Raw genomic sequence first — 22,961 nt, 5'->3', positions numbered from 1 at the left:
GGGGCGGACACAGTTCCAGCACGACCGCCCCGTTTCGCGTCGTACGCGAGGGGGACAGAGGGGATGAAGGGACCGACCATCATGGCCGATATGGAATTGCTCGACAGCGCACGGCACGCGGCCCTCCGCGTCTCCGCGGCCCCCGATGGGACCCGCCATTTCGTCCAGCTGGTGGCCGAGGAGTTCCTGCCCGCCGCGCTTCACTATCCGATCCTGTTCGCCCGCCATCCCGACACCGGCGATCTCTATGCGGGCGCGTTGATGGGGCTCGTGCCGGACGAAAATCTCTGCCTCGGCGCGGACGGCAAACTGACGGGCTATCGCCCCGCCGATCTGGAGCGGCAGGGCTTCTATGTTTCGGGCGAGAATATCGCGATCGACGCCCGCCACCCTGCCCTCTGCCAGCTCGAAGGCGCGGCGGTGTTCGAGACGGACGGCAGCCCGACGCCGACATTGCGCCGCGTCCAGGCCGCGCTGCGATGCCTGCATAATGGCTTGCCCGAAACCGAGCTGTTCCTGAAACGGCTGGAGGAGCATAAGCTGGTCGAGCCGATCGACCTGAGCTTTCAGTTCGACAATGGCGAAAGCCTGCGGCTCGACTCGCTCTACACGATCAGCCTGGATGCGCTTCATGCGCTGCCCGACGCGGCGGCGCTGGCGCTGTTCCGCACGGGCGACCTGCAACTCATCTATGCGGTGACCGGCTCGGTCCGGCATATCCCGACGCTCGCGCGCCGCCGCAACGACCGGCTGAGCGGCCTGACCCAATGAGCGGGGCAGCGGTCGAGATCGATCGCACCGCGCTGGAAGGGCATGACGCATTCCGGCGGCTGGTGGCCGAGCGGTGCCAGCCGGTCGTCATCCGGAGCGCCGTCGCCGAGTGGCCGCTCGCCCGGATCGCGGCATCGGGCGGGGATGCGCTGGCCACCTATCTGGCGCGCTTCGATACCGGGCGACAGGTCGAGGCCTTTGTCGGCGATGCGGCGATCGCCGGGCGCTATGATTACAGCGACGACCTGTCGGGTTTCAATTTCCGGCGTCAAACCATGCCCTTGCGCGAAGCGGTTGCGCGCGTCACCGCCGAAAGCGGGACCGAGACACTCTATATCGGCTCCCTACCGATGGCGGCCGCCCTGTCCGGTCTGGCCGAGGACAATCGCCTGCCCTTCGCGCCGCCCGGCGTGTCGCCGCTGATCTGGATCGGCCATGCCTCGTCCATCGCCTGCCACTATGACATGATGGACAATATCGCCTGTGTGGTGGCGGGGCGGCGGACCTTCACCCTCTATCCACCCGATGCGATCGGCGACCTCTATGTCGGGCCGATCGACCATAACATGGCGGGCCAGCCGATCGCGCTTGCCGCCGGGGCCGCCCCCGGAGACCCGCGCTATCCCCGGTTCGAGCAGGCCCGCGACCGGGCGATCACCGTCGAGCTTTCGGCCGGCGACGCGCTCTATATGCCGAAACTCTGGTGGCACGGGGTCGAGGCGACGGGCGCGGTGAACATATTGGTCAATTACTGGTGGGATGCCTTCCCGGTCGGCCCGGATCAGCCCTTCCCGACGCTACTTCTCGCGATGAGCGCGATCGCCGCCCGCCCGCCTGCCGAGCGGGCGGCGTGGCGGGCCTGGTTCGACCATTATGTCTTTCGACCCGGTGGCCATCCGCTTGCGCATCTGCCGGACGAGCGCCACGGCATTCTGAGCGAGGGCCCGGAGAACAGGAAGATGATCCGGGCCCATGCCATGCGGATGCTGCGCGGCGGTTAGCGCGGGTTCAGCGTCACCCCCTCGACCACCACTTCGGGATCGACCAGCCATAGCGTGAGGCGGTGCTTGCCCGCCGCCAGCATGGGCAGCGTGGTCGAGGCGACGCGGCGGTTCTCGATCACCGATTGCCCCCAGCTCGCTTCCGTCTCATTCGCCATGAGGTCGAGCATGATCGGCGCGCCACCATCGACCGACAGCGCCACCCGGTGCTTGCCCCCGCCGCGCACGTCCAGGCCGGGGGCCGCGATCACGCCCAGCGTCGCCGGGCCACCCCGCGCCCAGGTCACGTCATAGACGATATGCGGGCTGTCCCCGCCGGGTCGCTCGATCGCGGGTGCCGTGGTCGGCGTCGCGACCATTGCCGCACCCTCGGCGGTAAAGCCCGCCACCCGCTGCCACCGGATGCCGCGTCCGTCGACCGCTCGCCCGGCATCGGCGGCGATCCGCACCAGTGGTTTCGGCGTGATCGGGGGCAGCGGCAACGGCTTGGCGACCGTCGCCAGCGCGGGCATCACATCGGCATCGGGCTGTTGCCAGCCGGTATAGCCGATATGCGTCTGGGCCATCATGCTGGTCCATTTGCCGCCCGCCGTATCGACTTCGTACCGGCGGCGTATCGCGCCGTCCTGCGCATAATAACGGCGCGCCGCCTCGGCGAAGCGCGTCGCCTTTGCCACATCCCCGACCTGAACTGCGGCGCGATTGGCGGCGACCGCTTCGTACATCCGGTGGAGATTGGTCATCGCCTCGATCCGGTGAAGCACCAGCTCATAATAGGCATCGCGCAGATTGGCGGGCAGCGTCGCTTCGACCCGGCGCGCCTGTGCGTCGAGCGCATTCCACTCCGCCAGCACCCGCGCCCATTCGCCATTGGCGAAGCCATAGGTCGTCGCATCGATCAGCTCGGGCTTGCGACGGCTGGCCAGCTGGCCATAGCGGGTCAGGAGTGCACCGATCTCGGCCCCATGCGCCGCGCCGAACTGCTCCGTCGCCCATTTGGCCGGATAGGCCTGCATCGCGGCAAGATCCATGCGCTTGGGGTTCCAGGCCAGGTCGAGGAAGAAGCTGGTCGGATATTCCATCGGCTTCAGGTCGCCGACATTGACGATCCACAGCCGGTCCGCGCCATAGTCGTCAGCCATCCGCATCTGTTGCCAGATGCGCGGGATCGCGTTGGTATCGAGCCACTTATAGTTTCGCGGACCGCCGACATAATCGAAGTGATAATAGACGCCCGCCCCGCCCGCGCGGTGCTCGCCGATCGGGGGCAGGCGACGGATATTGCCCCAATTGTCATCGGCGAACAGCAGGGTCACATCGTCGGGGACGCGCATCCCCTTGTCGTAATAATCCTGCACCTCCTTGTAGAGCGCCCAGACCTGCGGCGTCTCGGCCGCGGGGCGTCTGGTCACGTCGGCGATGATCCGGCGCTGGTCGCCGACGATCCGTTCGAGCAGGTCGGTCGCGGTGCCCTCGGTCATCGGCTCGTCGCCGTCGCCGCGCATGCCGATGGTCACGGGGTCCTCGGCCTTGCCGCGCCGCTCGATGCCCTTGCGCCAGAAGGCCCGGAGCGCGGGGGCATTCTTGGTATAGTCCCAGGGCCCGCGCCCCTCCCGCTTCCAGTCGGCCTGCGCGCGCTGCATCGGTTCGTGATGCGACGTGCCGAGCAGCACCCCCATCTCCTGCGCCAACGGGGCGGAGGCCGGATCGTCCTCCCAGAGCGATTTGCCCCACATGGCGGGCCAAAGGAAATTCGCCTTGGATCGAAGCAGCAGGTTGAATATCTTTTCATAGGCCAGGTGATTGACCCCACCGAATGTCGCGCGGGCCCAGCCGCCGAAACCCGGCTCTTCGTCATTGATGAAGATGCCGCGATATTTGACGACCGGGTGATCGGCGACGCGGCCCGCCGTCAGGTAGAGTGTCGGGTGACGTTGCGCGGGTATATCGGCCCACCAGGTCCAGGGGCTGACGCCCGCCTTGGCGCTGATATCGTACAGGCCGAAGATGGTGCCGCGCCGATCCGACCCTGCAATCACCAGCGCGCGGGCGACGCCGGGCACGGGATTGTCGACCACCTGCTCGACATAGCCTTCCCACTGACCCGGCAGGCCCGAGACGTCCAGCTTGCCCGCCTTCACCAGCGCATCGATCAGCGCGCTATGGCCGAGGGTGCCCGCGATAATCGTCGCGCCGCCCGAGGCATCGTTCGCCAAGCGTACATCGCCGCCGCCCACCGCCTTCAGGTCGGCGACCAGATCGGTCGCCGCGCGCGCCACGCCGGACTCGTCGCCAGCATCGACCACGATAGTCGCCGCCCGCCCCGGCGCCAGTAATGACAGGGCTCCCGGCGTCGCGCGCTCGCAGGCCGCCACCGGCCCGGCGCATCCGGGCGCGGCCCATGCGGCGCCGGGGATCAGCGCCGTCAGCGCAACGGACAGGAACAGGTGGCGCATCGTCTCTCTCCTCGCCCCGTCCTTGACCATGCAGGGCGTTCTTCATTGGATTTCCGAGGCCGTTATCGCTACCATCCGGCAAAGCCGCAAGCGCGGATCGACGATGAGGGAGAGGATGGGCATGACGCCGTTCAGCCAGATGCACCGGGCCGCGGGACTGATCGCATTGACCTTGGCGATGACCGCCGCCGCACCGATGCAGGGCGCGCGTTGGACCCCGGCATGGGGTTCGTCGCAGATGCGGATCGAAGGGGCCAATGCCGAAAAGCTGACCAAGGCGGGCCCGGCCACCATCCGTCAGATCGTCCACCTGACCGCCAGCGGCAAGACGCTCCGCCTCCGCCTGTCCAATGTTGCGGGCACCACGCCGCTGACGATCGGGGCGGCCAGCATCGGGTTGGCGACGCCGGGGCGGTCGGACGTGTCCCGCCTTGTGCCCGTGCGCTTCGACGGTGCAGCGGATGTGATCGTCCCGCCGGGCGCGGAACTCTATTCCGATCCGATCGCCCTGCCGGTCGAGGCGGGCCGCGATGTCGCGGTCAGCCTCTATTTCCCCGAAGCGGTCAATACCCCGACCGGCCATTCGGGTGCACGGTCCAAGACCTTCCTGACCACCGGCGACGCCACTGCGCGCCCTACCTTGGCCGATGCGCAAGTCATCGGTGGCTGGTGGAGCCTGTCGGATATCGAGGTTCGCGACGCCGTCCAGAAGCAGACGATCGTGACGATCGGCGACTCGATCACCGATGGCTATGGCATCACCGATGACAGCAATAGCCGCTGGCCCGACGACCTCGCCCGCCGGTTGGCCGCTTCGCCCACGACGCGGACATTTTCCGTGGTCAATGCCGGGATCGGTGGCAACCGGGTGCTGCTCGACGGGCTGGGGCCCAATCTGATGGCACGGTTCGACCGCGACGTGATCGCGCGGCCGGGCGTGACCCATGCCATCCTGTTGGAGGGCGTCAACGATCTGGGCGTGCTGACCCGCGAACACCCGGTCGATGCCGCGACGCATCAGGCGATGGTCCGCCGGATCACCTACGCCTATCGCCAACTGGCCGAGCGCGCGCATGAGCATGGCATCAAACTGATCGTCGGCACGATCACGCCGTTTCAGGGCAACGACTATTATCATCCCGGCCCGGAGACCGAGGCGGACCGCCAGGCGATCAACCGCTTCATCCGAACGGCGGGAATTTTCGACGGCGTGGTCGATTTCGACCAGGCGGTGCGCGACCCGGCCAAGCCCGACCGGCTGCTGCCCGCTTATGACTCGGGCGATCATCTGCACCCCAGCATGGCGGGATACCGCGTCATGGCAGCGGCGATCCCGCTATCGCTGTTCACGCGCCGATAGCTAAAAGGCGGCGTCCAGCCCGATGCGAAGCGTGCGCGGCCGCAGCGGCGTAACCTGGTCTCGCCCCGTCGTGAAGGGCGTGCCCAGGGCGAAGCGGTTGCCGCGCACATCGGCCAAATTGGTGATCCCCGCCGTCACGCCGTAGCGGCCCAGCCCCAGCCGCGCGGTGACGCCGCTGTCGAGATAGCTGCCCTGCCGCTCGCCCAGGATCGGCCCGACGCCGAGCCGCGACGACCCGACATAGCGCAACCAGCCATCGATCCGCAGGTCACGCCCGCTCGCCAACATCTGTTGATAGACGGCCCCCGCGCGGCCCGTGACGCGCGCGATGTTCGGGATCTGGCTCAGCCGCGCGAGGATCGCCGCCCGGTCGGCGGCTTGCCCATCCATCAGCGCAAAGGCCTGCGCGCGCGACGGCTCGTCGATACGGCTGTCATTATACGATACCGCACCCTCGATCCGCAGCCCCGGCGCGATACGAAAGCCCGCCAGCGCCTCGATCGTCCAGAGCTGGCCGTCGCCGATATTGGCGGTGCTGGGCAGGCCACTCGCATCGATAAAGTCGGCCTGGATATCGCGCCACGCGGTATGCGCGAGCGTCAGCGATCCGTCGAACCGGTCACGCCCCGGCCGCCCGGTGCGCAGGCCCGCCTCGATCGTCGCGACCCGGTCGTTGCGGAAGCGGCGGACCAGCGGCCCTTCGATGGTCAGGCCGCCAGGCCGGAACCCCTGCTGATAGCGCAGGAAGAGCTGCGCCCCCGGTGTCAGGTCGATCAGCGCCGAGGCGGAAGGCAGCAGGATCGTCTGCGCTCGCCGGGCCGTCACCTCGCGCAACCGCGCCAGCGATTGGATGGATAGCGCGGCGGGCAAATCCTCCCCCGCCCCGTCCAGCACCGATCGGGTGATGCGCAAGCCCCCCGTGGTCAGCAGGCCCGGCAGCAGGCGCAGGCTCGCCTCGCCATACAGGGTCGCTTCTTCCACCGTGTTGACGACCCCGGTGCGGGGGACAAGCTGACCGGGTTCGCCGAACAGCCGGGTCAGGCGGGTACGATTGTGAACATAGCTGAACCCGGCCAGCCACCCCGATCCATCGGGCGTGGAATGCCAGGCGCGCGTCTCGTTGGCCTGCATCCGCGTCGCATTGGCCTGGGCGAAGAGCTGCACCGGCCCACCCGGCGGAGTCGCGTCGTAGCGTTCCATCAGATCATGCGCGGTGATGCCGCTGCTGGAGCGGAAACGCACTCGTCCGACCCGGCCGGACAGGATCAGCTGCGCCTGTCCGAAATCGGCCGAAAAGCCTTCGGTCACGGGGGCCGAGCGGGTCAGCGGCGGGCCGTCGCGATCCGCATATTGGCTGTCCGCCCCCCGGATACGCTGGCCGATACCGACCGCCTCGATGCTCCAGCCGCCCCCCAAATCGGCCTTTACCGCCGCCCGGCCGCCCGCGATCCGGGTGCGATTGACGTCGGTCCGGCCGAGCAACGGCTTGTCGATATAGCCGCCCTCGCTCGCACTGTCGGCGACCAGCCGGATCGCCAGCCGGTCGGCAATGACGGGCAGGTTCAGCACGGCTTGCGCATCGGCCCCCGGCGCGCCGTTGGTGGTGGCCGATCCACCGAGCATCGCCGAACCACCGGCGCGGGTGGCATCAGGGGCATTGGGCACCAGCCGGATCAGCCCGCCCAGCGAGCCCGCACCGTAAAGCGTCCCCTGCGGCCCCTCCAGCACCTCGACCGCCGCCAGATCGGCGAGGCGGAGGTCAGGATCGGGCGCGTTGTAGCTGAGCCGCAAGTCGCCGAAATATTGCCCGACCGTCGCCTGGGTCGGGCCGGTGAAGCTGGAATCGGCGATGCCTCGGATGAACAGCTTGTTGCGCCCCGCCCCCAGATAGGTCGAGGCGATCGCCGTCATGCGATCGGCAAGCCTGCTCGTGCCGCCCGCCCCGCCCAGTTCCAGGTCGCGGCCCGACACCTGCACCACCTGGCCCGCGAAATGGGCGCGCATCGTGTCGCGCTTGCTGGCGGTGACGACGACATCGTCGCCATGAACGTCGGGCGGGGGCTGGGGGCGATGATGCGGCCTGGGCGCGGCCGCGCGGACGCGCGGGCTCAGCCGCCAGCTTCCCGGCCCCAGCATCTCGACCCGCGCGCCGCTGCCCCGTGCAATCCTCGCCAGCGCCTGTTCGACCGACACGGTCCCCCGCAGACGCGGCACCGGCCTGCGCCACAGCCCGGCGTCGGGCACGACGATATTTGCACGCGCGGTGCGACCCAGCGCCATCACCTGCGCGCCCACGGTCCCGGCGGGCAGGTCGATGGACAGGGGTTCGGCGGCGGTCGCGGGCATCGCTGCCGCCGCCACCGCCGCCACGCATCCGATCCCGCCCCCGATATGCCTCACTCGCGCGGTTCCAGTATCCAGCCTACGGCGTCGCGCCGCACCCGAACCTCCATCAATGGCCCGAGGACCGCCGGATCACGCCGCACCGCTTCCAGATCGATCGTTCCCCGGAAAGGCCGCGCGGCGATCGCGGGGGCGACCGTCACCGGCCGTGTCAGAAAGCGCGACATCTCCTCCGCGACACTGCCCAGCGGCGCCCCGTCAAAGGCCAACCTGCCCTCGCGCCAGTCGCCGACCGTATCGGGCGCCACCGCCGATCGGATCAGCCGGTCGCCCGCGACCACCACCGCCTGCCCGGCGTCGAGGCGGAGCGCCGCCCCCTTGGGATCGACCATCACTGCGCCCTCGGCCACGGCGACACGAGTCTGTCGACCCAGCCGCACGTCGAACACGGTGCCCAGATCGACGAGCGCCACCGGCCCCGCCTGCACCGCGAAGGGATGGCGGGCGTCGTGGCGGACCTGGAACAGCGCTTCCCCACGCGCCAGCACGGCGCGACGCGGGTCGGCATGGTCCAGCTCGATCCGGCTCAACCCGGCGAGCGTAATGGTGCTGCCGTCCGACAGGGGCACGCGCCGCATTTCGCCCGCCGCGGTTTCCACGGCATAGGGCTGGGCGCGATCCTGCCAGGCGGTGACGCCGATCGCCCCGATCAGCACGGCCGCGACCGCGCTCCCGATCCAGCGCCGCACCGAGCGACGCGGGTGGATGGGCTCGACGACGGGGGCCGCGATCTCGGGATGCGCCGCCAGCGCCTCTTCGGCATCGCGCAGCGTCGCCGCCATCCGGTCATAGCGTTCGGCATGACCGGGGTCCGCCTCCAACCAGTCGGTGAAGGCGTCCCAATCGGCACGCACCGGATCGGCCATGCGCAGCGCCCAGTCGAGCGCCACCGCGTCGACGCCGGGAGTCGGGGATTGACGGTCCTGGCTCATCCGATCCGTTCCTTCAGCGCGGCGATCGCATGGGCCGCCATACGGAGATCGCTTTCGATCGTGCTGATACTCACCCCCAGTTCGGCCGCCACCTGGCGTTGGGGCACACCTTCGACCCGGACGCGGCGGAAGACGGCGGCGGGCCGTTCCCCCAGTGCCGCCAGCGTCGCGGCCACCTGTTCGGCGGTCTGACGCGCGACCACCGCGCGTTCCGCCGCCGGTGGTTCGGGCCCCTGCCCCTCGACCCAGTCCTGCTCGCGCAATTCGGCCTGGCGCCGGGAACGATAGCGATCGATCATCAGCATGTCGGCCGCGCGGTAAAGATAGGCGAGCGGATTGGCGACGGGCCCGTCCATCCGCCCCGCCACCTTCAACCACAGGTCCTGGACCAGATCTTCCGCCGCATCGCCCGCCCCGCGCGCCGTCAGGAAGCGCACGAGCTTGTCGCGATTGGCGAGGAAGACGGCCTCGATCCCGGTGGGCGTCATGGTCTGAACCGGACAAAATGGGCGGAAGTCCCGTCGTTTAGACGAAGCCCCCGCCCGTGAAAAGGAGCCCCACCGGGACGCTTGGTGGGGCTCCGATCGCCCGCGCACGCTACAGGGGGGATGCACGCGGACGAACCCTGTCAAAAGGCGAATTGCAACGCGGCGCGCGCCGACAAGGCGACATTGCCCAGCCGCTGCTCGGCATTGACCTCGCCGCTCAGGCGGATTTCGCTCGTCCCGGTGATCGCGCGCACCCGCCCGATCCAGCCGCCATCGCGGGCCTCGGGATCGAGGATGAAGGGCGTGCCATCGCCGAAACTGGCGACCGTGCGGCCAAGCGTGCCCGCGATCCGCTCGCGTCGACCGCCTTCGATCTCCAACCGGCTCCATTGCGAATAGCGGTCATTGCCGCCGAAATTGATGCCCGCCGCCACGCTGGCGGTCAGCGCCAGCTCGTCGCTGGTCCGCTTGCGCACCGTCAGGTCATAGCCGGTGCCGCCGCCGGTCTCGCGATAGCCATCCTCGTTCAACCGGTAATAGTCGACCGCCAGGATCGGGCGCACATTGAACTGGCCGACCCAATGCTCCCACGATACCGAGCCGGAACCCGAATAGAGCATGCCCTTCCAATCGGCGGTCGCGCGGCGTTGCACCGCCTCGGTGCCGACCACACCGTCGAACTGCCGCTGCGAGTCGAAGGACAGGAACGCCGCCGAGCCGCGTGCCTGCGCCGCCAACGCGCCCCAGCGGGCGCGCCAGAACCCGGCCAGCTCATATTGGCTGTGGTTGACGCGGTTGACCGCCGAGCCCTCATTGTCGCGCCCGCTCAGATAGGAGAGCGAAGCCCCGAAATTGCCCGCATCGGTCTTGTGCTCGATGCCGCCGCTGACACCCCAGCCGCGCACGTCATAGCTCCGGGTGGAACGCGTGCCCTTCGACGCGTCCCAGCCGAGCGGGGTCAGCCAGTAACCCCATTTGCCTTCCTCGCTGAACTCGCCCGCCGGTTCGCGAAGCTGGGCGGCGGCGGCGCGCGACGCGAGCGTCACGCCCTCGAACACGCTGCCGGTATAGTTGGGCAACATCTGCTCAACCGCGCCACGGAACGCCGCGCCGTCATAAATGCCCCGGATCGCGTCGGACAGCTTGGCATCGCTGCCGATCGCCGCATCGATCGCGTCGAAGGCGCTGACGCCCGCGTTGCTCAGGCCCAGTTCGGTCTTGGCCTTGCGGCTGACCTCGACCGCGATCTCGTTAGGTTGCGCGGCGACGATCGCGCCCTTGTAGAGGAAGGGCATGGCCGAGGGGGCGAGCGTCAGGTTGTTCGCGCCGGTCAGCGTGCCGGAGCGCAAGACGACATAGCGGCCGGTCACGTCCGTCCCGCCCGACACCCGCAGCGCGAGTTGGCTGTTCGCGCCGATCGTCGTCGCGCCGCCGACCTGGATCAGATTGCCGGTCGGGTTCGCCTTGTCGAGCGCGACGCTCAAGATCGACTGATCGCCCAGGGACAGCGCAGCGATGTTGGTCACGCCATTGGCGGCGAAGGTGCCGCCACCGCTCGCGACCGTCACCGCGACATGGGAGGCGTTGGCAAGCCGCCCGGCGAACACGCCCTTGCCGGTGATCGCCAGCAGATCCTGGCCCTGCCCGGCAAAGTCCGCCACGCCATCGAAGCGCGCGGTGTCGCCGATGGTGAGCGTATCCGATCCGGTGCCGAAGGTCGCGGTGCCCGCATAGGTGCCGGTGCCGCTCATCTCCAACCGGTTGTTGCCGGTGCCGAAGCTGACATCGCCGCTGACCGAACCCGCGCCGATCTGAAGCCGGTCGTCGCCGCTGCCGAAGCGGATCGCGCCGGTGATGCTGGGGGCGGCGGCTCCGGTGGCGGGCGCGATCTGGCGGATCACCGCGCCGCTCGTATTGGCGGACAGATCGATCGCGATGCTGCGGGAACTGTCCGCACCTGCACCAGCGATGGCCCCGGAATTCTCGACCAGCGTCAGCCCGCCGGTACGGTCGAGGATCGCGGTGGCGTTGGCCGACGAAGACGCTGCCCGGATCGATCCGGTGTTGCGGATCGTCGGCAATGAAGCGCCCGCCTCGATCAGAACGGCGGTGGTCAGCACGCCCGGCGCGCCGCCGCCGGTCGCCGAGATGGTGCCGCCATTGCGCAACTCGGGCGTCGCGGCGCCCGCACCGAAGCGGATCGCCGTCGCCTCTGCGCCATTCGCCGTCGCCTGCACGGTGCCGCCGACGGCAACGCCTTGTGCGATCTGGACGTTGCCGCCCAGCCCGCCGATCGCCAGCGCGGTCGAGCGCACCCCGCTATACACCCCTGCCGAGGTGATCCGGCCATTGACGACGAGGCCGGGTGCGGGCGTCGTGCCGCCGGTCGCACCGATCACGACCGCGCGGGTCGCCGATCCGATCTGCATCGTCGGCGCGGCACCATTGGTGACGAGGTCGGCGGCCTTGCCGGTCGCATTGCCCAGCGTGATCCCGCCCGCGACATTGCCGCCGACGACCAAGGCCGATCCGCCCTGCAGCAGATCGTCGGGGTCGAGCTTCGACACGTCCGCTGGCGGCGTGGTGTAGCGATAGCCGGTCGAGCCGATCGCCCCCTCGATGGTCAGCGCACCGCCGACATCGCCGTCGATCCGCGCGCCCACCGCGCCTTCGCCGACCGCGACGATCGAACCGCCCAGGGTGACATTGCCCGACACCGCCCCCGTGCGCACGCCGACCGATCGGTCGCCCAGCACGTTGATCTTGCCCGACTGGACCAGATTGCCGGTCAGCGGCCCGTTCAGCGCGATCCCCGCGGAATCATTGCCCTTGATGGTGATCTCACCGCTATTGGCGATCGTGCCGGCGAATGCGCCGCCGGTGCGGATGCCGGTCCGCCGCGCCCCTTGCGCAAAGGGGCCATCGAGATCGCCGTCCTTGTCGATATCGACCGGGGTATAGGTCTCGTCGATGATGATCTTGCCGCTATTGGTGATCTCGCCGGTGACGCCTGCCGCCGCGCCGATGCCGATCGCGTCATTGGCGTCGGTCGTCTGGATGGTCCCGGCATTGGTAAGCTTGTTGTTGCTGTCGATCGTGACGGCGGTGCCGCCGCCGGTCGTCACCACGCTGCCCGCAGCCGTAATGCTGATGTCGGCGGCGGCGCCGTTATTGACGGTGGAACTACGGACGGGCGCGGTCCGCTTGGTGTCGATGACGGTCTGGGCCGAGGCGGCCGTCCCCGCCGCCAGCGCGAGCGTGGCGGTCGAGGCGAAGAGCAGGCGATGCACGGATAAGGTCCCCTTTATGTGCCTTTGTCCCTCCAGACGGAGCCGCCCGGCCGAAACCTTGGTTTGCACATTAAAATTTTGTCAGATGCCTCGCGGGTGTTGACGATTGCAGCCTTGAGGATCAGATGCCGCCCCAGGCGCGGGAGCCCCCGCGTCGTTCCAGAAAGCGAGAACATGTCCAGCGACAGTTCCAGTAGCGCCGCACGTCACGGGGTCGTCCGCTAGTTTCGCAACTGGCTTTCGTCCGCCCCGGGTCGTGCGGACGAAAGGTTTGAAATGGTCAACGATCTGATTGCCGGTGTCGCCGCCGGTTTCCGTTCCTCCCGGCGCGGTCTGTCCATCGCCGATCTCGTCGACACGTTGCAGTCGCTTCCCGTCGAGGAAGCCGCCGACGCGCTGACCCAGATGCCCGATGCGCGGGCCGTCGCCGTGCTCGACAGCCCGGAACTGCGCTCGGCCGCCGATATCCTGTCGCGCCTGGCACCTGCCCGCGCCGTCGCACTCCTCGCGCAGATGTCCGAGGACCGCGCCGCCGACGTGCTGTCGGACATGGAGGAAGAGGACGCGGCCGCCCTGCGTGCTGGGCTGCCCGCACCGATCCGCGCCTCGATCGAAACGCTGCTCCGCTGGCCGCCCGACAGCGCGGGCGGCATGATGACGACCGAATATGTCGCATGCCCGGCGGACGCGACCGTCGCCGACGTGCTGGCGCATATCCGCACCGTCGAGCGCAGCCGCGAGACCGTCTATTCGGTATTCCTGCTGGAGCCGCAGGGGCGGCTGGTCGCCACCGTCTCGCTGCGTCAGCTGATCGCCGCGGAGCCCGCTTCGCGCGCCATCGATCTGGCGCGTGGTCATGATCCGATCACCGTCGCACCGACCACCGACCGCGAGGAAGTCGCGCATCTGATCCGCCGTCACGACCTGTTGGCGCTGGCCGTCGTCGACGAACAGGGCCGCCCGATGGGCATCGTCACGGTCGACGACGTGCTCGACGCGCTCGTCGCCGCGCATACCGAGGATACGCAGAAGTTCGGCGGCGTCGAGGCGCTGGACGGCCCCTATCTGGAAACCGGCTTCCTGGCGATGATCCGCAAGCGCGCCGGGTGGCTGAGCATCCTGTTCTTCTCCGAAATGCTGACCGCCAGCGCGATGCAGCATTTCGAATCCGAGCTGGAGCGCGCCGTCGTGCTGACCCTGTTCATCCCGCTCATCATGAGCTCGGGCGGCAATAGCGGCAGCCAGGCGACCTCGCTCATCATCCGGGCGCTGGCGCTGGGCCAGGTCCGCCTGCGCGACTGGTGGCGGGTGGCGCTGCGCGAACTGCCCGCGGGCATGGCGCTGGGCGCGATCCTGGGGCTGCTGGGCATGGCGCGGATCGCGCTGTGGCAGAGCTTGGGCTTTTACGATTACGGGCCGCACTGGGTGCTGGTCGCGACCACGGTCGGCACCGGCTTGATCGGCATCGTCACCTTCGGCTCGCTGGCGGGGTCGATGCTGCCCTTCGTCCTGCAACGGCTGGGCTTCGACCCGGCGAGCGCCTCGGCGCCGTTCGTCGCGACGCTGGTCGATGTGACCGGGCTGGTGATCTATTTCACCATTGCGCTGGCCATTTTGTCGGGGACTTTGCTGTAATTCCTTCCCTTACAGGGGAGGAATAGGCTCAGCGCTGCCAATAGCGCACATAATCCACCTTCATCGCCTGCGGCAGCGCGGCGTCATCCACGCCCTTCTGCCCGCCCCAGTCGCCGCCGACCGCCAGGTTCAGGATCAGCGAATAGGGCCGGGTGAACGGCCATGCCGCCGCCCCGCCCGGCCGGTCGTTCAGCACCCGCATATAGGCGCGGCCATCGACGCCGATCGTGATCGCCTGAGGCGTCCAGTCGAGCTGATAGCGGTGATAGGCGGTGCACGCCCCCGCCACACGCTTTTCCGCACCGCGCTGGGTCTTCAGCCGGTGATTATAGGCGGCGGAATGGACCGTCGCGTGGATCACATCGGGGTTCCAGCCGACCATCTCCATGATGTCGATCTCGCCGCCATCGGGCCAGCGTGCGCCGTCCATCGGCAACAGCCAGATGGCAGGCCACATGCCACGTCCACAAGGCAGCTGCGCGCGCACCTCGTAAAAGCCATAGCCCAGCGGCTTCTGCGTCACCAGCTTGGCCGAGCTATAGCGCTGCCCGCCCCAATCGGGCTCGCCCCGCAGCGCCTCCGCCCGTGCCTCGATCACCAACGCGCCCTTTTCGATCCGGGCGTTGGGCCGGTCGGGCCCGGCGTAATATTGCAGTTCGTGGTTGGGCCAGCCGGTCTTGTTCTGGCCTGTGTCCCAGCGCCAGCGGCCTTTGTCGATCGTCCTGGTGAACTCATCGCCGAAGGTCGGACGCGACGACGGCGCCGCCATCGCCCCGTCATAGGCATAGTTGGTCGCGCCCAGCGACGGCGCTTCCACCTGTTGCGCGGAAGCCCCGACACTGACCGGCAACATCACGCTCGCCAGCCACCAAGCCATTCGTTTCATTGCCATCCCCTCTCAACTTTAGGGAAGGGTATAGGCCGGGTAATGGACCAACGCCAAGCGGGCCGGATCAGCCTGCGATGGTGAAGACCGATCCCGAATCGACTCGAATACCTGCGCCATTGATGAAGCTCGCCCGTTCGGACACCAGGAAGGCGACGGCGGCGGCGACCTCCTCGGGGCGGCCACGCCGCTTCAGCGCCATGCCGGGGCGCTCCTCGTCCAGAAAGCTCTCGATCGCCGCGTCGAAGCTGACGCCCTTTTCCTTGGCGCGCTTTTCCATCATCGCGTCGGTCATCGGGGTCGCGATGAAAGCGGGCGAGACGGTGTTCACCAGCACGTTATCGGGCCCGTAAGCCTTGGACAGCCCCTTGGCGAGGCTGAGGATACCCGCCTTCGCCGCGCAATAGGGCAGCTCATCGACATAGGGCTGCACCGCATCCTCCGAGGCGAACAACACCACCCGACCCCAGCCCTTGGCGCGCATTGCCGGGATCGCCTCACGGCACATGCGCACCGCGCCCATCAGGTCGATGTCGAGCGTCTCCTGCCAACCCTTGTCGTCGATCTCCAGGAAGTCGCCGGTCGCGCCTGTCACGCCTGCCGCGTTGACATAGATGTCCGGATCACCCAGCCGCTCGCGTACCTTGGCCCAGACCGCGCGCACGTCATCCGCCTTGGTCACGTCGCCGGTCACCGCGATCACCTCGCCCAGCGGCGACAGTTCCTCGATCGCCGTGTCCAGCGTGCCGTCGGGCTTGTCGGTCAGCGCGACGCGTACCCCCGCCTCCAGCAGCAGCCGTGCCGTTTCCTTGCCCATGCCGGAATCCGCCCCGCTGATAAGCGCGATGCGCCCCTTGATACCCAGATCCATCGTCACTCTCCTTGGCAATCACGCGCGGGGGCGGCGCTCCCCAAACACCGCTCACACCGATCATAGATGCGGATCAATATGCCGCCCTTGAAGCGCCCAGCGCCGATAGGGTTCCCCGCGAATGCCAGAAACAAGTCTTTGAAACATCGCGGAACGCGCGGGCTTGCCCGCCCGTTCGAACCCTCCCGCCATCCGCAGGAGTGCCCGTCATTGCGCATGTTGTCCGAGGCCGAGATCGCCACCATGCCGCCCTCCGCTGATGGTCCCGGCCCCGTGCTGGGGGTGGCCGAACTGGCCGCGGGCGCGGCGGAACGGCTGGCGATATCCGACATCATCCTGGCGGTCACCGACGAGAACAGGGCCTTGGCCGTCACCCATATGCTCGGTGCGATGGCACCCGATGCGACGATCCTGTTCTGTCCGGGGTCCGACGCGCTGCCCGGCGACGATGCCCCCGCCTCGCCCGCCAATGTCGGGCAACGGGTGTCGGCCCTTCACCGCGCGCAGATCGCCTTGTCGAACAAGACGCGGGACCGCATCGCCCTGGTCACATCCGGCGAGGCCCTGGCACGGGCGCTGCCACCGCCCGCGACCTTCGCCGCCGAGCCGCCCTGCGTCGCGCCCGGCACCCCTTGCGATCTCGCGGAACTGCACGCGATGCTGCTCGACCTGGGCTATGTCGCCGACGAACGGGTGGACGAGCCGGGCGAGGTGGCGCTGCGCGGCCAGGTGCTCGATGTGTTCCCCGCCGATGCCGAACAGCCGCTGCGCATCGAGGTCGCCGAGGGATGCATCGTCGGCATCCGCTCCTACGACCCCGCCGACCAGCGAAGCACCGGCGAGATCGAGCGGCGCGAACTGGGCCGGGTGGCGGAGCCCGCTCTTGGCGACGAGGCGACCAGCCTGCTCGACCATCTGCCGGGTGCCTGTGTCATCATCGAGCCCGCCGCCGACGCGCGTCGCCGCCGCCTTTTGCTGCTAAGCGCCGATGTCGCCAAGCGCGGTTCGAAGCGCGCCGCCCGCGACATGATCGCCGAGAAGCGCTGGCAGGCCGCGCTGGCCAAGCGTGACACCGCCACCATCACCCGCATCGCCGAACCGCCGCCCCGGTTCGTGGAAAGCCGGTCGCCCTTGCGCGACTTCGCCGCCGTCGCCCGTTCGGCGATGAAGCACGCCTCCGTCGTCCTGATCGGTAGCGAGCGGGACCTGCGTTTCCTGGGCAAGCGGGTCGACAATGTGCTGCGCAAGACCGCGACACGGGCGGCACGCTGGCAGGAAGTCGTGAACGCCCCGGCCGGATGCCTGCTGACGCTGGCCGCCCCCGCCCAGCGCGGGTTCGCGCGCGATGGCGTGCTGGCGGTCAGCGCCGCCGATCTGCTCGGCAGCCGGGCGGAACGCGAGGACGGCGCGGCACCGCATGTCGACCTGTCGCTGATGCAGACCGCCGAAATCCGCGTCGGCGACACCGTCATCCATGAGGATCACGGTATCGCGACCGTCATCGGGCTGGAGACGATCGAGGGGCAGGACGGCGTGACGGGTGATGCGATCAAGCTGGAATATGCGCGCGACGCGACCCGGCTGGTCCCGGTGGCCGAGGCCGACCGGCTGTGGCGCTATGGCGGCGAGGATGACGCGGTCCGCCTCGACACGCTCGATGGCAAGAGTTGGCATGATCGGCGGCGCGGCATCGACGAGGCGATCGCCCAGACCGCACGCCAGTTGACCGACATGGCCGCCGAGCGCGCCGAGCGCCACGCCCCCGTGCTCGATCCGCCGGTTGCCGATTATGAGCGGTTCGCGGCGGGCTTTCCCTATAGCGAAACGCCGGACCAGTTGGCTGCGATCGAGGCGGTTCGGGCCGACCTCGCCTCGGGTCGGCCGATGGACCGGCTGGTGGTCGGCGATGTTGGCTTCGGCAAGACCGAGGTCGCCCTTCGCGCCGCCGCTATCGTGGCACTTGCCGGAAAGCAGGTCGTCGTCGCCGCCCCGACCACCGTACTGGCCCGCCAGCATCTCGACAGCTTCGCCGCCCGGTTCGAAGATACCGGCATCGCCGTCGCAGGCCTCTCCCGCCTGTCCACCGCCGCCGAAAAGCGCAAGGTCAAGGCCGGGCTGGCCGATGGCAGCATCCGGATCGTCATCGGCACCGGCGCGGTGGCGGCCAAGGGCGTGACCTACAAGGACCTTGCCCTCGTCATCGTCGACGAGGAACAGCGTTTCGGCGCCGCCGACAAGGCGCGGCTTCAGGCGCTGTCATCGGGCCATGTCCTGACCCTGTCCGCCACCCCCATTCCGCGCACGCTACAAGCCGCGCTGGTCGGCCTGCGGCAATTGTCGATGATCGCCACCCCGCCTGCCCGGCGGCAACCGATCCGCACCGCCGTCTCGACCTTCTCGCCCGAGACGCTACGCGCCGCGCTGCTTCGTGAGCGGTCGCGTGGCGGGCAAAGCTTCGTCGTGGTGCCCCGCATCGCCGACATGGCGCCACTGGCCGAGAAGCTCGCCCGGATCGTGCCCGAGCTGGAGGTGATGCAGGCGCATGGCAAGCTGCCTGCCGCCGAGATCGACGATGTCATGGTCCGCTTCGGCCGGGGCGATGGCGATGTGCTGCTGGCGACCAACATCATCGAGGCGGGGCTGGACGTGCCGCGCGCCAATAGCATGGCGATCGTCCATGCCGACCGCTTCGGCCTGGCCCAGTTGCACCAGTTGCGCGGACGGGTCGGGCGCGGGCATCGGCGGGGCCAAGTGCTGTTGTTCGCCAAGGGCGAGGATGCCATCGCGCCGCGCACCCTGAAGCGGCTGCGCACATTGGAGGCGTTCGACCGGCTGGGCGCGGGCTTTGCGATCAGCGCGCGCGACCTGGACATGCGCGGTGCAGGCGATTTGCTGGGCGATACCCAGGCCGGGCATATGCGGCTGATCGGGGTCGAACTGTACCAGCAATTGCTGGAGGACGCCCTGCGGACCGCGCGCGGTGAAACGGTCGAGCGCTGGACGCCCGAACTGCGCATCGGGGTCGAGGGGCGCTTGCCCGAGACATGGATACCCGACGAGGACCTGCGTATCTCGCTTTACGCGCGGCTCGGCCGACTGCGCGACGATGCCGCACTGGATGCCTTCGAGGCGGAGCTGGAGGACCGGTTCGGTGAGCTGCCCCAGGAGGCCGCGACGCTGCTCGCCCTCGCCCGGCTGCGCGAGCGGATGCGGGCGATGGGCATCGCGCGGATCGATGCGGGGCCCGCCGCGATGGCGCTGACGCCGCATAACGACGACGCCGATCTGAGCGGGATCGACGGATTGGAGGAAAAGGACGGCCGCTATCTCCTGAAGGAACGACAGGAGCGCGCGGCCGACCGCCTGGAGCAGCTGACAGACCTGCTCGCCTGACCTTGACCCAGGCGATTGGCGGACGCTGCCCTTGGCGGTAGAGCCCGTGCCGATACGAGAGGAACCGATCCATGCCCTTCCCCGCTCCCTATGCTGCCGATCCTGCCCGCTATGACGGCCGGATGCCCTATCGTCGCACGGGGCGCAGCGGGTTGAAGCTGCCCGCGATCAGCCTGGGGCTATGGCAGAATTTCGGCGGGACCGACGTGTTTGAAACGGGCCGTGCGATCCTGCGCCGCGCCTTCGACCGGGGCGTTACCCATTTCGATCTCGCGAACAATTATGGCCCGCCCTACGGCTCGGCCGAGGAGAATTTCGGCCGCGTAATGGCGACCGACTTCGCCGCACACCGCGACGAACTGATCCTGTCGACCAAGGCGGGCTGGGATATGTGGCCGGGGCCTTATGGCGATATCGGCTCGTCCAGGAAATATCTGATCGCCAGTTGCGACCAGAGCCTGAAGCGGATGGGCGTCGACTATGTCGACATCTTCTATTCGCACCGCGTCGACCCCACGACACCGCTGGAGGAAACGATGGGCGCGCTGGTCCAGCTCCACCGGCAAGGCAAGGCGCTCTATGTCGGTATCTCCTCCTATGACGCCGGGCTGACCCGGCGCGCGGCGGCGATCCTGGCGGAGGAGAAGGTGCCGCTGTTCATCCATCAGCCCAGCTATTCGATCCTCAACCGTTGGATCGAGCGCGATCTGCTGGCGACGCTGGCGGAACTTGGGACAGGGTGCATCGCCTTTTCGCCGCTGGCGCAGGGCATGCTGACCGGCAAATATCTGAACGGCGTGCCGCAAGATGCGCGTGCCAGCCGGGGCGGATCGCTGTCGCAATCGCTGCTGACCGAGCAGAATCTGGCCGCGATCCGGCGGCTGAACGCCATTGCCCAGGCGCGCGGACAGACGCTGGCGCAGATGGCGATCGCCTGGGTCTTGCGCGATCCGCGCGTCACCTCGGCGCTGATCGGTGCACGGACGGTCGAGCAACTGGACGACTCGCTCGACGCAGTTGCCCGGCTGGACTTCACGACCGACGAACTGGCCGCGATCGATCAGGCGGCGGAGGATGGCGGCATCAACCTGTGGGCCGAATCCTCCGACATCGCCGAACTGCCTGCCGCGCAAGGCATACCCGCCTGAATGCGACGATGCGCCCGGCCCCTTCGGGTCGGACGCATCGCCTTTCCTGATAGCGCCGTTACTTGGCGGCGCTGCTGACTTCGCCCTGCCCCATCGCAGAGACCAGTGCGCTGCCCGAGCCCGAGAAATTGGCAGCGGGCAGGTCGGCGATCTTGTTACCGACCTTCACCATCACCCGCTCGACCGCGCCTTGGGCGTTGGTCCGCACCGCCTGGACCGCACCGATCGCCCGGCCCTGCGCATCGTTGACGACCATGCCCGGATTGACCGGGAACGCACCGCCCCGTGCCGCGCCGCTACCGGCCAGCGCCAGATTGCCGGTCAGCGATCCGTTGCCGCCCGAGGCCGACGCCGTGCCCGAGCCGGAGCCCGCGACATTGCCACCGGCATTACCGGCACGATCGGCCAGGTTGGATACCGCGCCGCGCGCCCGGTTGCCGACGGCACCCGCCGTGTCACGCACGCGCCCGGCGACATTGCCGACCGTATTCACCCCGCGACCCGCGACATCGCGCACCGCATCGGTGCCGACCAGCTGCGCATCGACCGAGCCGCCGACCGAGCCCGAGGTCGAACCATTGGTGCTGCCTGACTGGTTCCCGACCCGCGTCGCGCTGTCCAGCGTCGAACCGCCCGAGGCATTACCCGAAGCCGACACCCGGCCCCGACGCAGGTCGACATTGCTGTCGCCGCGCACCGAGCCACGCGTGCGGGTGGCGGTGTCGGTGGCGACACGACCCGTCTGACCGACATCGTTCAAAGCCCCGCTCGCGCCACCATTCAGGCCCCCGGTCAGACCGCCGGTCACGCCACCAAGCTGGCCACTCAGGCCGCCACCGCCGACAAGACCGCCGCCGCCGCCAAGCAGCTGCGCCGATACGGGCATCGCGACAAGCGCGGCAGCAAGGATTGCGGTGCTGGAAAGAAGCGTTTTCATCATCGTTCTCCTTAACTTCTGAGGAGACAACGACCGAGGTTTCAAATTTAATCCCGGAAAAAATGCATTTTATTGCGCAGGCGTGCGACAATCGCCGCAAACCACTCCACGACCGACGAATTTTTCTTCATCACGCCGCCCGATTTGTTTGGCCTCAGCATCCACCTTCGCTAGTGCCGCCCGCATCCGGCGGGGATCGAGCATGGGATAGGCCGCAGCGATCCGCCCCGCGACGAGCGGCGCGGCAAAGGAGGTGCCCCGCACCTTGAACCGGCGACCGCCGACCCCGGCGGCCAGCATGTCTGCGCCCGGTGCGGCATAATCGAGATGGCTCGCCCGTCCGGCTTCGATCAGCGGGCGGTTCCGGGCATCGACCCCGGTGACCGCAATCACGCCGGGATAGGAGGCGGGATAAGCGGGCGGCGCGGCGGGGCCGTTATTGCCGACCGCCGCCACGATGATGAGGCCCCGTGCCTGCGCCGCCGCCACGACCCGCGCGAGGAGCGGGTTGGCGGGCCCGACCAGGCTGATCGTCGCGACGGGCACGCGCTGTTCGACCAGCCAGCCCAGCGCCTTGGCGATCGCGGTCGCGTTGCCGCCCGCCGGATCGCTGCCATAGACATCGGCCGAGGCGATCCGTGCACCGGGCAGTGCGCCGCGCACGCCATCGCGCCCGGCGATCAGCGAGGCGACGGCGGTGCCATGGTCGTTGGGACGCGGCGCGCCGGTGGCGAAGCCCTGGGCCAGCGCCGCCCCCTCGACCCCACCATCGATCACCCCGACCATCGTGCCGCCCCCGCCGGGCTCGGCCAAGGCGGTCGTCCAGAGAGGGGCCATGCCACCGCTCGGCAAGTGAAGTTGGTCCGCGCTGACCTCTCCGCCCAGCTTTTCCAGCGTCGTCAATGCCACCTTCAGCGACTGGCCCGGCGGCACGCGCAGGCGGACGAAGCCGACCCCCAGCACATCGTCCCGCTCGATCACCGTAAAGCCCAGCCGTGCGACGGCCGCGAGCAGCGCCTCGCTCGGGGCATCGACGACGACCTCGCCGGCGCGCGCCGGAAAGCCCTTGGGGTCCAGGGCGATGGCGTCCGGGTGCTCGCGGACGAGCTGGGCATAGGCGGTTCGGCGCATCTGATCCAATTGCCGGGCGGCCGCGCGCGAAAGTCCCTCGACCCGCTCGATCACCGGATCGGCCAGCGAAGGCAGCGCCCGCCCGATCGACGGGATCGCACCGGGCAGCGACGGCATGGCGGGCATGGACGGCAAAAGCTGCGCCCGCCCCGCCGTCACGCCCATCCCGAGCCCGGCGGTGGCCGCCAGGATTGCCAGATAGCGGGTCGTCCGCTTCATCGCCGCTCACCCATTGCCAAAATTTGTGCTGACATGGATT

General features: G+C 68.8%; 15 protein-coding genes. 6 read left to right on the top strand and 9 right to left on the bottom strand.

The genetic code is table 11. The annotated features are described in order from the left end of the window. Nucleotides 1-63 precede the first annotated feature (63 nt). Nucleotides 64-771 (top strand): SapC family protein, encoded by a 708-nt coding sequence (locus U1H82_RS04105; RefSeq protein WP_322963632.1) that lies wholly within the window; start codon nt 64-66, stop codon nt 769-771. Further along, the gene (locus U1H82_RS04100) at nt 768-1,772 is read left to right on the top strand and encodes a cupin-like domain-containing protein (protein ID WP_322963631.1); all 1,005 of its coding nucleotides are present in this window, start codon (nt 768-770) and stop codon (nt 1,770-1,772) included. Before U1H82_RS04105 ends, U1H82_RS04100 begins: the two co-directional genes overlap by 4 nt. Here U1H82_RS04100 and U1H82_RS04095 read toward each other — a convergent pair. After that, nucleotides 1,769-4,228 carry a glycosyl hydrolase 115 family protein gene (locus tag U1H82_RS04095; protein WP_322963630.1) on the bottom strand — a complete coding sequence of 820 codons (2,460 nt, stop codon included), beginning with the start codon at nt 4,226-4,228 and terminating at the stop codon, nt 1,769-1,771. The two genes, U1H82_RS04100 and U1H82_RS04095, sit on opposite strands and share 4 nt — an antisense overlap. Before the next feature lie 121 nt (nt 4,229-4,349). Between U1H82_RS04095 and U1H82_RS04090 the strand changes: the two genes are divergently transcribed. After that, complete coding sequence (locus tag U1H82_RS04090; RefSeq protein ID WP_322963629.1) at nt 4,350-5,588, top strand: SGNH/GDSL hydrolase family protein; 1,239 nt, start codon at nt 4,350-4,352, stop codon at nt 5,586-5,588. Here the strand turns inward: U1H82_RS04090 and U1H82_RS04085 are convergent, their stop codons facing one another. From U1H82_RS04085 to U1H82_RS04070, 4 genes are all read right to left on the bottom strand, one after another. Continuing rightward, nucleotides 5,589-7,988, bottom strand: coding sequence for a TonB-dependent receptor (locus U1H82_RS04085; RefSeq protein WP_322963628.1), 2,400 nt, complete (start codon nt 7,986-7,988; stop codon nt 5,589-5,591). Further along, entirely contained in the window at nt 7,985-8,923 is a 939-nt protein-coding gene (locus U1H82_RS04080) for a FecR family protein (RefSeq protein ID WP_322963627.1), read from the bottom strand. The genes U1H82_RS04085 and U1H82_RS04080 overlap by 4 nt, the downstream gene beginning before the upstream one ends. Further along, nucleotides 8,920-9,411, bottom strand: coding sequence for an RNA polymerase sigma factor (locus U1H82_RS04075; protein WP_322963626.1), 492 nt, complete (start codon nt 9,409-9,411; stop codon nt 8,920-8,922). The genes U1H82_RS04080 and U1H82_RS04075 overlap by 4 nt, the downstream gene beginning before the upstream one ends. A gap of 140 nt (nt 9,412-9,551) precedes the next feature. Next, nucleotides 9,552-12,701: an autotransporter outer membrane beta-barrel domain-containing protein gene (locus U1H82_RS04070; protein WP_322963625.1), complete on the bottom strand. Its 3,150-nt coding sequence runs from the start codon at nt 12,699-12,701 to the stop codon at nt 9,552-9,554. 276 nt (nt 12,702-12,977) lie between these two features. Between U1H82_RS04070 and mgtE the strand changes: the two genes are divergently transcribed. Continuing rightward, nucleotides 12,978-14,336 carry a magnesium transporter gene (gene mgtE / locus U1H82_RS04065; RefSeq protein ID WP_322963624.1) on the top strand — a complete coding sequence of 453 codons (1,359 nt, stop codon included), beginning with the start codon at nt 12,978-12,980 and terminating at the stop codon, nt 14,334-14,336. 28 nt (nt 14,337-14,364) lie between these two features. Here the strand turns inward: mgtE and U1H82_RS04060 are convergent, their stop codons facing one another. Continuing rightward, on the bottom strand, nt 14,365-15,222 hold the full coding sequence (locus U1H82_RS04060) for a glycoside hydrolase family 16 protein (protein WP_322963623.1): 858 nt from the start codon (nt 15,220-15,222) through the stop codon (nt 14,365-14,367). A gap of 67 nt (nt 15,223-15,289) precedes the next feature. Beyond that, entirely contained in the window at nt 15,290-16,093 is an 804-nt protein-coding gene (locus U1H82_RS04055) for an SDR family NAD(P)-dependent oxidoreductase (RefSeq protein WP_322963622.1), read from the bottom strand. A 216-nt stretch (nt 16,094-16,309) separates the two neighbouring features. Between U1H82_RS04055 and U1H82_RS04050 the strand changes: the two genes are divergently transcribed. After that, complete coding sequence (locus tag U1H82_RS04050) at nt 16,310-19,486, top strand: TRCF domain-containing protein (protein WP_322963789.1); 3,177 nt, start codon at nt 16,310-16,312, stop codon at nt 19,484-19,486. A gap of 71 nt (nt 19,487-19,557) precedes the next feature. Further along, complete coding sequence (gene mgrA / locus U1H82_RS04045) at nt 19,558-20,634, top strand: L-glyceraldehyde 3-phosphate reductase (RefSeq protein WP_322963621.1); 1,077 nt, start codon at nt 19,558-19,560, stop codon at nt 20,632-20,634. Between the two features lie 58 nt (nt 20,635-20,692). Here mgrA and U1H82_RS04040 read toward each other — a convergent pair whose 3' ends face one another. Beyond that, on the bottom strand, nt 20,693-21,571 hold the full coding sequence (locus tag U1H82_RS04040) for a hypothetical protein (RefSeq protein ID WP_322963620.1): 879 nt from the start codon (nt 21,569-21,571) through the stop codon (nt 20,693-20,695). Between the two features lie 69 nt (nt 21,572-21,640). Then, on the bottom strand, nt 21,641-22,921 hold the full coding sequence (locus U1H82_RS04035) for a S8 family serine peptidase (protein ID WP_322963619.1): 1,281 nt from the start codon (nt 22,919-22,921) through the stop codon (nt 21,641-21,643). Nucleotides 22,922-22,961 lie beyond the last annotated feature (40 nt).

The organism is Sphingomonas fuzhouensis (assembly GCF_034659795.1).
GTDB classification, from domain to species: domain Bacteria; phylum Pseudomonadota; class Alphaproteobacteria; order Sphingomonadales; family Sphingomonadaceae; genus Sphingomonas; species Sphingomonas fuzhouensis.
The sequence above is the reverse complement of the archived record's forward strand: the minus strand, read 5'-3'. Positions and strand labels throughout refer to the sequence as shown.

Excerpts from the sequence above, each read along its gene's own strand:
- U1H82_RS04075 (WP_322963626.1), bottom strand. The coding sequence starts at position 9,411 with ATGACGCCCACCGGGATCGAGGCCGTCTTCCTCGCCAATCGCGACAAG.
- U1H82_RS04080 (WP_322963627.1), bottom strand. The coding sequence starts at position 8,923 with ATGAGCCAGGACCGTCAATCCCCGACTCCCGGCGTCGACGCGGTGGCG.
- U1H82_RS04095 (WP_322963630.1), bottom strand. The coding sequence starts at position 4,228 with ATGCGCCACCTGTTCCTGTCCGTTGCGCTGACGGCGCTGATCCCCGGC.
- U1H82_RS04040 (WP_322963620.1), bottom strand. The coding sequence starts at position 21,571 with ATGAAAACGCTTCTTTCCAGCACCGCAATCCTTGCTGCCGCGCTTGTC.
- U1H82_RS04090 (WP_322963629.1), top strand. The coding sequence starts at position 4,350 with ATGACGCCGTTCAGCCAGATGCACCGGGCCGCGGGACTGATCGCATTG.
- U1H82_RS04100 (WP_322963631.1), top strand. The coding sequence starts at position 768 with ATGAGCGGGGCAGCGGTCGAGATCGATCGCACCGCGCTGGAAGGGCAT.
- U1H82_RS04035 (WP_322963619.1), bottom strand. The coding sequence starts at position 22,921 with ATGAAGCGGACGACCCGCTATCTGGCAATCCTGGCGGCCACCGCCGGG.
- U1H82_RS04060 (WP_322963623.1), bottom strand. The coding sequence starts at position 15,222 with ATGAAACGAATGGCTTGGTGGCTGGCGAGCGTGATGTTGCCGGTCAGT.
- U1H82_RS04105 (WP_322963632.1), top strand. The coding sequence starts at position 64 with ATGAAGGGACCGACCATCATGGCCGATATGGAATTGCTCGACAGCGCA.
- mgrA (WP_322963621.1), top strand. The coding sequence starts at position 19,558 with ATGCCCTTCCCCGCTCCCTATGCTGCCGATCCTGCCCGCTATGACGGC.
- U1H82_RS04050 (WP_322963789.1), top strand. The coding sequence starts at position 16,310 with ATGTTGTCCGAGGCCGAGATCGCCACCATGCCGCCCTCCGCTGATGGT.
- mgtE (WP_322963624.1), top strand. The coding sequence starts at position 12,978 with ATGGTCAACGATCTGATTGCCGGTGTCGCCGCCGGTTTCCGTTCCTCC.
- U1H82_RS04055 (WP_322963622.1), bottom strand. The coding sequence starts at position 16,093 with ATGGATCTGGGTATCAAGGGGCGCATCGCGCTTATCAGCGGGGCGGAT.